The organism is Flavobacterium sp. (genome assembly GCF_020217025.1).
Taxonomy (GTDB): Bacteria; Bacteroidota; Bacteroidia; order Flavobacteriales; family Flavobacteriaceae; genus Flavobacterium.
In genome coordinates this window covers 1-10,000 of the sequence record NZ_JAIWOF010000117.1, presented here as the reverse complement: position 1 = coordinate 10,000, position 10,000 = coordinate 1, and the positions used below count along the sequence as shown (strand labels likewise).

General features: G+C 32.6%; 9 protein-coding genes and 1 pseudogene. 2 read left to right on the top strand and 8 right to left on the bottom strand.

The annotated features are described in order from the left end of the window. A pseudogene (locus LDL23_RS05800) lies at positions 1-539 on the top strand (hypothetical protein); the annotation flags it as partial. A gap of 46 nt (positions 540-585) precedes the next feature. Continuing rightward, complete coding sequence (locus tag LDL23_RS05795; protein ID WP_291264864.1) at positions 586-1,704, top strand: DUF4105 domain-containing protein; 1,119 nt, start codon at positions 586-588, stop codon at positions 1,702-1,704. A 132-nt stretch (positions 1,705-1,836) separates the two neighbouring features. Here LDL23_RS05795 and LDL23_RS05790 read toward each other — a convergent pair whose 3' ends face one another. The 8 genes from LDL23_RS05790 to LDL23_RS05755 form a co-directional block, all read right to left on the bottom strand. Next, on the bottom strand, positions 1,837-3,219 hold the full coding sequence (locus LDL23_RS05790) for an exopolysaccharide biosynthesis polyprenyl glycosylphosphotransferase (protein ID WP_291264863.1): 1,383 nt from the start codon (positions 3,217-3,219) through the stop codon (positions 1,837-1,839). Between the two features lie 224 nt (positions 3,220-3,443). Further along, the gene (locus LDL23_RS05785) at positions 3,444-4,451 is read right to left on the bottom strand and encodes a glycosyltransferase family 4 protein (protein WP_291264862.1); all 1,008 of its coding nucleotides are present in this window, start codon (positions 4,449-4,451) and stop codon (positions 3,444-3,446) included. Next, entirely contained in the window at positions 4,417-5,769 is a 1,353-nt protein-coding gene (locus LDL23_RS05780) for an O-antigen ligase (protein WP_291264861.1), read from the bottom strand. Before LDL23_RS05780 ends, LDL23_RS05785 begins: the two co-directional genes overlap by 35 nt. Beyond that, entirely contained in the window at positions 5,762-6,856 is a 1,095-nt protein-coding gene (locus LDL23_RS05775; RefSeq protein WP_291264860.1) for a glycosyltransferase, read from the bottom strand. Before LDL23_RS05775 ends, LDL23_RS05780 begins: the two co-directional genes overlap by 8 nt. A gap of 173 nt (positions 6,857-7,029) precedes the next feature. Then, positions 7,030-8,253: a glycosyltransferase gene (locus LDL23_RS05770; protein WP_291264859.1), complete on the bottom strand. Its 1,224-nt coding sequence runs from the start codon at positions 8,251-8,253 to the stop codon at positions 7,030-7,032. A 577-nt stretch (positions 8,254-8,830) separates the two neighbouring features. After that, the gene (locus LDL23_RS05765) at positions 8,831-9,181 is read right to left on the bottom strand and encodes a serine acetyltransferase (RefSeq protein ID WP_291264858.1); all 351 of its coding nucleotides are present in this window, start codon (positions 9,179-9,181) and stop codon (positions 8,831-8,833) included. Between the two features lie 274 nt (positions 9,182-9,455). Further along, positions 9,456-9,845 (bottom strand): response regulator, encoded by a 390-nt coding sequence (locus tag LDL23_RS05760; RefSeq protein ID WP_291264857.1) that lies wholly within the window; start codon positions 9,843-9,845, stop codon positions 9,456-9,458. Between the two features lie 4 nt (positions 9,846-9,849). After that, positions 9,850-9,993, bottom strand: a complete 144-nt coding sequence (locus tag LDL23_RS05755; protein ID WP_291264865.1) for a LytTR family transcriptional regulator DNA-binding domain-containing protein — start codon at positions 9,991-9,993, stop codon at positions 9,850-9,852. Positions 9,994-10,000: the final 7 nt, after the last annotated feature.

The window sequence follows — 10,000 nt, the reverse complement described above, 5'->3', positions numbered from 1 at the left end:
TTCAATACATCAGTGATGACGAGGATTGGAAATTTGGTTTAATGATTCGAGACATTACTACCACTTATAATACTTGGACCATAGACAAAGATAAATACCAAGAAATTGCCGATGCCATTCCAGGTGAAAATCAAGAATTACCAGAAACTAGCGAAATCACATTGCCAAAAGCACAATTAGGAATGTCAAAAAAATGGATTATACGTTATGACTACAGCTTGTTAGCAGCCACCAATTTAAACATGCAATTTGCACGAACAAATGATATCATTTCTACTAATGCGGTAAGTATTGACCCAGCATTAGGTCTAGAATTTGGCTATATTGATTTGGTTTATTTAAGAGCAGGCGTTGGAAATTTTCAGCAAATAACTCAAATTGATAATTCAAAGAAATTGAGTTTTCAACCAAATATTGGATTGGGATTCAAATACAAAGGCATTCAAGTGGATTATGCTTTAACCGATTTAGGAGATCAAAGTGCTGCTTTATATTCCAACATTTTTTCCTTAAAAGTGGATTGGGAATTGTTTAGATAATTTTAGAAGCTAGAGAAAAGAAACAAGAAGAAAGACTTTATATAAAATGACAAAAAAACTACTTTTCGCTTTACTTATTTTAATTTCTTTTTGTGGGTTTTCCCAAAACATTTCACTTTCCAAAAAAGCAAAAGTTAGCATTTTAACTTGTGGTTTAGGTCCAGAATCGTATGCTATGTATGGGCATACGGGCATTCGTATTCAAGACAGTATTTACGGAATTGATGTAGTTTACAATTATGGTGCATTTGATTTTAGCACACCTAATTTTATTGGCAGATTCATAAAAGGCGATTTACAATATTTTGTAACCAACGGTAGTTTTATCGATTTCTATTACATTTACCAAGCGGAAAATAGAGAAATCATTGAACAAGAATTAAACCTTAAACCATCTCAAATTAACACCCTGTTTCAACAATTAAATCAATCGGTTTATAGTGAGGACCGATTTTATACCTATAAATTCATCGACAGAAATTGTACGACTATGGTAGTAGATAAAATCAATGGGATTATAGGAAAAGAAGCTATCAAATCAGATACTTCCAACCAATCCTATAGAGAAATTCTGTATCCTTATATGAGTGATTTTTATATGAAATTAGGAATTCAATTGATTTTTGGAACAAAAGTAGATGAACAGGCAACTCGCTTATTTTTACCTTACGAATTCAAAGACGCTATTTCAACTGCAAAAATAAATGGAAATAAAATTGAAAAGAGTAATTCAAAAATTTTGCAAGTAACCAAAGCCGAAACTCCATTTAACTGGTTAAACTCAATTTATTCTTTACTTACAGCACTTTTAATCTTAGTATTTTTAAACAAAAAATGGATAAAAATTAGCTACTTTATATTTGCGGGAATATTAGGACTTTTCTTCTCTTTGGTAGGATTATACTCATTGCACGAAGAAATCTTATGGAATTATAATATTTTACTATTTAATCCGCTTTTATTAGTATTCGCTTGGTACCTTAAAAAAGGAATTAAAGAAAGAATAGTGTTGTTTGGGCAAATTATTTTAGCAATGTTATTGGTTTATCTAGCCTACATGACCACTAAAATTCATCTGGAAATCGTTTGGCCTTTTATAGCCTTACATTTTTATTGGATAGGAAAAATTGTATTGCAGATTAAGAAATCAAATCTAGCACGCTAATAAAACAGATTCGCAATTGCGAAACACTAACAAAATCAGGAAGAAAAAATCTTCACCCCATCTCCTCGTCTCCTCGTCTCCCAATCTCCTCGTCTCCCAATCTCCTCGTCTCCCAATCTCCCAGTCCCCTCTCTACTGCCCTCTAAAAAACAATACCGTACTCATTGTTTTCACAACAATATTGATATCTAAAAACAAGCTACGATGTTTGATATAATACAAATCATAACGAAGCTTCATTAAACTGTCTTCTAAATTAGAACCGTAAGGATAATTCACTTGTGCCCAACCTGTAAGTCCAGGTTTAATAACGTGGCGAGTTTGGTACAAAGGAATTGAAGCCGCAATTTGATCAACAAATACAGGTCGTTCTGGTCGTGGACCGATGATGGCCATGTCGCCTTTCAACACATTGATAAATTGGGGTAATTCATCTAATCTTGTCTTTCTTAGAAATTTACCAAAAGGAGTAATTCGACTATCATTAGTTGTTGCAAAAACAGCCCCGTTTTGTTCGGCATTTTGCACCATGGTTCTCATTTTGTAAATTGTAAAAGGAACACCATTTTTTCCTACGCGCTCTTGAGTATAAAAGAAACTTCCCTTGTTTACAAAAAGGTTGACTATCCATAAAAAGGGGGCCAACATAAAAAAACCAATTAATCCAACTAGTGAAAAAACGATATCAAAAAAACGAGTGTAATACACATATAATTTATTTTGATTGCTTCTACTAAACGGAAAAAACTTATATAACTCGCGATCTTCAAAATGAATAGGTAATCGATAGGTACTGTTTTCATAAACTTGATTGTATTTTCGAATTACAATCCCTTTTTCGAGCAATCGCAGTAATTTATTATACAAATTAACGGAAGTCAATTTATTTTTAACGTTGGCTACCACAATTTCAGAAATATAATTTTGGGACACAAACGTATCTAGATTTTCCGCTAAAATACGTGCTACATTTGTATTATTAGGTTGTTCATCTACAGCAACATAACCCATAACTTTATAATGCGGATTAAATTTAGCCAATTCATTTACCAAACCATCTATATCTTTACTACTTCCCACAAAAAGTACTTTTTTCATAAATCGATTGGAAGCCAAAAAAATAATGTAAGTATAACGCCAAATGGACAATGAAATTAAAATAGAAAAGAAAAACAGAATAATTTGGAAACGATTAGAAGGCAAAACAGGAGTGTAAAAAGGAGTTAACAAATAAAGTAAAACAGTTACAGAAGTTGTTAAAATAATACTTTTAGATATTTGAAATCGGTTACTTGCGGTTTGTAAATTGTACATTTCGAAAATTGTTCCGAAGAAAACCAAATAAAGAGCTAAAACGATTGTCCAGTAAAAATTGGTTTGGGATATTTTGAAATAATCAAATTTTGTATAATGTCCAATTAATGCTAAAGTCATTAAAGTAAAAAACACATCCATGACACGCAATAAGATTTTGCGTTCTGAAATTTCAAAATGTATTTTTTGGAAGGCACTCATTCGTTTATAATTCTAACGCAAAGTAACGAATTTAAAAGAAACCATGAAATCATGATTGCAAATTTATTAAAATAGTAATATAAAATTTTAAAGATTACTCCAGTCAGTGTTCAAAAAACCTGAAACTAAAAACCAACGTAAAAGTTATATAAGTTTTTTAACTTAAAAAGATAATATCAAAAAGTTCATAAAAAACATCAGAAACCTCTCCCCTCGTCTCAAAATCACCTCAAAACCAGCTTCCAACCTTCCTTCACTACATCCCAGTCCATCTGTTCTATAAAGTTACGAGCATTTAATGCTAAGGTTTTGCATTGTTCTCGATCTTCTAGCAAACTACAAATAGCATTCGTCATCGCTACAACATCATTATCATTAACCAATAACGCATTTTCTTTATCACGTAATAAATAAGGAATTCCGCCTACATTCGTACTCACCACTGGCAATCCTAAAGCCATAGCTTCCATAACACTAACAGGCGTATTATCAAAATGAGTGGTATTGATAAAAATATCATGAGTTGTAGCCAACTGCCACCAATCTTCTTTAGGCAATTGCCCCGTAAAATTTACTGTAACACCAATAGACTTGGCAAAATCCTTAGTGGTTTGTAAACTTCCATCTTTATCAGGCCCTACCATAGTTAAAGTAGCAGAAGGAGATTTTTTTTGAAGTTGTTGTAAAACTTTAACCGCCATTTCAGGATTATAAATAGAAGCAAATGCACGAACCCAAAGTAATTTTGGAGTTAATTCAGTTCTTTTTTTAAAGGGATATTTTTCAATTTCAATAGAATTCGGAATGTAGATTACATTTGTAAAAGCTGCTTTCTCAAAAGCTTTTTTTAAGTAACCTGATGGGGCAATATTTTTGTGTGCATTGGCAAACAATATTTGGCATAACTTGGGATTCTTTTTTAACCGATTTGGTAAAGCGCCACCATGCAAAATAGGAATATATTTAATATTGAAAATACGTGCCAATTGACTACAAAAAAAAGCATACCAGAACGCTTTTGTACTATAGGTATCAATCAAAATGTAAGACACCTGCTTGCGATAGATAAATACAGCCCATATCATATCCAACAATCGAAATAAAAAGGACTTTTTATCAGAAGCATAATAAATTGTATAACCTTCCTGCTCTAGCTGAAGTCCTAAAGTTTCTATTGTGGTTTTATTAAAACCATGCTTACTTAACTGATTCCCTAGATACAGTAGTTTCATCTACAAATTGAACTTTTAAAAGTGACAAGGCGTATACAAAAGCTGGTGCCGCTAATCGCATGGCGGCGTGGTTGATAGTAAGGAGCCAAAAAACAACAAAAGAAAAAACAAAAATGTTTTGTTTATTATTCAAATACAACACCATGGGAGTGATTAATAGAATAATCAATCCAAATAATCCGAACATTCCATGTTCAGCTAACATTCTTGTAATCTCATTATGTGAAGCTGCATCAATACCTGTTGTTTCAAGCCTATACTCTTTATTTTTTCCAACACCAATACCAAAAATAGGATTATCTAAAAACATATTAAATTCTGATTCGATTAATCGCTCTCTTCCAGTTAGTTTACTTGCCTTCTCTCTTCCTCTTGCATCTTGATTAGCATAACGTTTATCAATAAGACCACTAGTTTGTATGGAACTATAAGCCCAAATACCACTCAAAGCAAAAAGTCCAAATACTACTAACATTATTATCTTAGACTTTACATATGACTTTGTATAGAATAAAAGTAAAACGACTACAATTATAATCATAACTAATCCAGCAATAACTCCTCCTCTAGAGAACGTTACAATACCTCTAAAAGTAATGATTACAAAAAATAAAATATTAATATTTCGAATCCATGCAGTTTTAGAAATCAAAACAATCTTTACAAAAAATAAAAAGATTCCCAACCCTAAAATCGTAGAAACTTGGTTAGGACCAAAACCACCTGAAGTCTCAAAGTTTGATTCTGTATTTGTCACCACATCCTTAACACTAGGTGTATATAAATACATATAAACTACTGTTGCTATTAATGGATAAGCCAGCATATCAATTATTCGCTTTATTTGATCAAAAGATATTCTCCTTTGATAACAATAGATAGCACTAATCATTAAGGTAATGGGACCAATAATATTAAAGGTTATCGCTTTTCGAATATCCGTTTCAAAATTCAATGTAAAAAAAGACAAGACAACCCCAGGAATTAAAAGCAAACCAAAAATCCAATACAAAGTAGCATTCTTAGAAAAACCCCTATACATCATCCCGATTATCAGAACTCCTATTACTCCATATTTAGCAAATTGTTCAAAAAAATTCCCCTGTGTCATCCGTAAAAAAACCTCTGCTCCAACTATGTAGGCTGCCACATACAAGGCTTCATTATTAGCATTCTTTCTTAGAATTACATAACGAAAACCAACCAAAATAATAGTTACAGCATACACCTTTGAAATGGGCGGAACTAAAAAAACAGCCAATCCAATTAATAAATGGATGATTACAAATTTTAAATATTGTGAGGTTTCGCTATTCATATTTCTTTTGATAGGCTGCTATTATTTTTTGAATCACTTTTTCAGGTGAATAATTAATCTTAACAAAAGTATTCAAATTTTTAGCTAGAGTAGCATTTTTATGGGATTCATTTGCTACTTTAATAAAAGCACTTTGAAGTTGTGCTTCATTATCTGAAGCTATCAAATAACCTGTTACTTCATTCTGAATAATTGTACTACAATAGCCCACATCCGTACTAATTACAGTCAATTCGGCCATTCCATATTCCAGTAAAGTTACGGGAAATCCTTCATAACTTGAAACCAAAATCCCCACCTTAACTTGCTTCAAAATAGATTTCACATCAGTACAAGAACCATAAATAAAAACGGATTCATTCAAGTTATTACGTGATATAAAACCTTTAAGTTCATTCGAATAATCATCTTGCTTATCTTTCCCAATCAAATGTAAAGTCCAACCTTCATTTGCAATTTGACTAGCTAAAAAAGATTGCAATGCTAAGATATGATTCTTAGGATGATGTAAATTAGCTAAAAACACGATTCTTTTATCGGGAGTTCCTTTTAAAATGGTTACGGGTATCTCGTCTGCAGATGCCGAAGTAAAATTGGATAGAAACACTACATATTTGACTCTTAACTTTTTTAATGCCCAATTTTTTAATGCCTCGTTCACAGTAAAAACACCACTAAAAAAAACAGAAAGAATACGTAATAAAAAATAATTATTTTTAGCATGTACACGATTACCAAAATGATCATGCCAAAAAATTTGAAGAGAAGGCATCGTCATCTTTAATAAAGCAGCAAAAAAATAAGAACTGCCGTGAGCATGAACCGTATTTACTTTATTAGCTTTGATGTAATCTCTTAACCGAATAATTGCCTTAATGTCGATTACTTTTTTTTTATTCAGAAAAGCATATTCGACTTTTTCATTCATTGTGGTTTTCAAACCGCCTTCCAATCGGGTAGTTACTAAACCAGAAAATCCCACTTTCTCTAAAAGTCCATTTGCAATGGTAACTGCCATTCGTTCAGCGCCACCAGGTTCTAAACTATCAATTAGTTGAATAACACGTATTTCTTTTGGAGAAGCCAAATGGTTTTACTTATTAAGATTAAGTTGTAAAAATAGAAAAAATCAAACGAAGAAAATCAAACACAAGAACAAAAATCAATATCAAACACCCCATCTCCCAGTCTCCCAGTCTCCCAGTCTCCCAATCTCCCAATCTCCTCATCTCAAAATCTCCCCATCTCCCTGTCTCAAAATCAATTTCTCAACAACTTCTTAATTTCTATTTCAAACTTATCGGTTGTGAATTGTCTAGACCAAGTTTGTCCATCTAAAGCCATTTTTTTATAAACTTCTTGATTATTTAAAACGTTCATTATTTGACTTATATCGTTGTGTAGTTGTTCTTTCAAAACAATACCTCTACTTCCATTACCCATCATAAAGGGAACACAAGAAACAGGTGAAGCAATTGGAACACAACCCCAAAACATAGCTTCCGCTACTACTTTTGGCCAACCTTCACTTTTGGATGGTAAAATTAAAAAATGACTGTTTTGATACCCTTTTAAAACCGTTTCTTTAGTTTGATTTCCTTTTAAAGTAACAATACTTTCTAAATTATTTTGGGCTATATAAAGTTCTAATTCTTTTCGTAAAACACCTTCCCCATAAAGTTCAAGAGCCACTTTTTTCCCTTTTTTATGAAACTCTTCCACTAATTGAATAGCATATAAAGGCTGCTTTCCAGGCGAAAGTGTCCCCACAAATAAAAACTTAACCCCATCTCCTCTTCTCCCAGTCACCCCATCACCCCATCTCCTCGTCTCCTCATCTCCCAATCTCCCAATCTCCCAGTCTCCCAATCTCCTCGTCTCCCCATCTCCCAGTCTCCCAATCTCCCAGTCACCCAATCTCCCAATCTCCTCTTCACTATAAGTAGCGGTAAAAAATGATTTAATATTCGTACTACTTCCCTCCCATTCCCCATAGACCAAAACCTGCATATTGCGAGTTAAAAAAGGATTAGATAAAATCCATTTTTGAAGGCGATAGCTCCAAGGTTGTTGACTTTTAGGATCCCAGTTTCCTGCATATTTAGCCGTTTTTTGTTTATTAGGAAATAAAATTTGAACCAAACATGCTAATAAGGCAATATTCCCTGGACAACGCAAATGAATATGATCGGCTTGTTTCATGGCTTTGAAAATTTTTACTAAAGCTAAAAAAGCAAGAGGAATTGCTTTCAGTTTATTTGAAAATGAAGTGATATCAAATTCTTGAAGTGCTACAATCGTATCAACTTTGAAAGAAATCGGAGCGATTAAAAGTTTTTTATCTTCTCTCCAAATAGGGCAACAAAATTGTATTGCATCAGCATATTTTGCCCACAATTGCATTTCCTTTTCATAGGGAGCATACAAATGTAATTTGCCATTCAATTCAACAATAGGTGCTGAGGATATAACTAAAAGTTTCAAGATATCTTAATTTTGGGTGCAAGTTACAATTTCAAAAATCAACTTCAAACTCTAATTAAGTATAACACCCCTTTAGAATTCTATTAACACGATCAATTTCAAAAAAATCTTGATGTATCTCTGTGTGAAAATTTCAATATTCAACATTTTATTCCCCATTCAATATTCAAAAACCCGATAACTAAATCTCTAAAAATTAGTTTTCAGTCGCAGAAAAAACCCGTAACTATCCTCTTTAGCGGACACTAACTTAAATCAAAATCCGTTAAGTCAGTATCAATTCTTATTCCAAAGACATCAAACCTGTAACTCGAAACTCCCGCAAGTGAAACGTCCGAAACTTCAGACTCTGTGTAGCTCTATCCAACACAATCCACTTCAAAAAATCTCAATGCATCTCGGTGTAAAAATCTCAAAATTCAACATTCGTCAATCAGCATTCAAAATTAGTAAGATCCGTCCAGTCTCCCAATCACCCAATCACCTAGTCTCCCAATCTCCCAGTCTCCCAGTCTCCCAGTCTCCCAATCTCCCAATCTCCCAATCTCCCAGTCTCCCAGTCTCCCAATCTCCCAGTCTATACATAACCCTCCGAACTTTTTTCTGAAATCTTTACAGCCGGCACTCCAAGCATTACATTATTTGCAGCAACATTTGTGTTAACAAGAGAACAAGCTCCAATTAACACATTATCTGCTATCATAATATTTCCTGCAATTACTACATTAGTCCCAACATACACATTATTTCCGATTTTTGGAACTCCTCTATTTTCTCCCTGGCCTGACACTCCAATAGTGACTCCTTGCGAAAGATTACAATTATTCCCAATACTTGTTTTAGCATTTAAAATAATACCTCCAAAATGTCCAATATAGAACGAATGTCCTATCTGAGCAGAGGCAGGAATAGATATACCTGTAGTCATTTCAATTACTTTTTGCCAAATCAAACAAAAAAATTGAAGGAGTTGCTTTAAAATGGGAATTGGAAGGCGATAAACAGAGTGCGCTATTCTATATTGAAAGACAGCCCAAAAACCCTGCGTGAAAAATACAATAGTAAAAAAATTTCCACCGTATTTTTTATACTTTTTATAATCGGTATGTATTAAATGTAATAGATTCATTTACTTTTAAATAAAAAGTAAATATACAATTATGTTGAAACAATCCAAGAAAACGTTTCAAACGGAAACGAAATTAAAAAATACTTGCAATGAATTCCTTTGTAATAGGCTTACTAGAAAACAAAACCGATTCGTCAATTTTTGCCCTGTGAATATACAAATCATCAACTGTAGTAGATAATATACATATCTTAGTATGCTGCTTCAAAGTATCAGAAAGCGTATTAAACTTTTCAATAAAAGCAAAACCATCTAAAAGAGGCATATAGATATCCAAAAAAATGAAATCAGGTAATTTAGCCGGAACATTTTGAAATTCTTCTAAATATTGAATGGCCGTTACGGAAGAATTAAATTCCATAATATCCGCTGTTTCATCAAAATTAGTGATGATTTTTGATGTGAAGTAACAATCAAACTCATTGTCATCTACAATCATTACTTTTTTTACTTTTGCTTTCATCAATTTATATTTTAATAAATTTCACAAACTCTTCTTGTCTTCTTTTTGCAACAGGTAACGAAATTCCAAAATCAAACTCACAATAAAACCCGTCTTTTTTTACAATTTTAACTATTTTTTTTATATTAACAACATAAGAATGATGAATTCTAAAA

Coding starts and splice junctions, on each gene's coding strand:
- LDL23_RS05765 (WP_291264858.1), bottom strand. CDS start 9,181: ATGACTACAGGTATATCTATTCCTGCCTCTGCTCAGATAGGACATTCG.
- LDL23_RS05785 (WP_291264862.1), bottom strand. CDS start 4,451: ATGAAACTACTGTATCTAGGGAATCAGTTAAGTAAGCATGGTTTTAAT.
- LDL23_RS05760 (WP_291264857.1), bottom strand. CDS start 9,845: ATGAAAGCAAAAGTAAAAAAAGTAATGATTGTAGATGACAATGAGTTT.
- LDL23_RS05795 (WP_291264864.1), top strand. CDS start 586: ATGACAAAAAAACTACTTTTCGCTTTACTTATTTTAATTTCTTTTTGT.
- LDL23_RS05790 (WP_291264863.1), bottom strand. CDS start 3,219: ATGAGTGCCTTCCAAAAAATACATTTTGAAATTTCAGAACGCAAAATC.
- LDL23_RS05780 (WP_291264861.1), bottom strand. CDS start 5,769: ATGAATAGCGAAACCTCACAATATTTAAAATTTGTAATCATCCATTTA.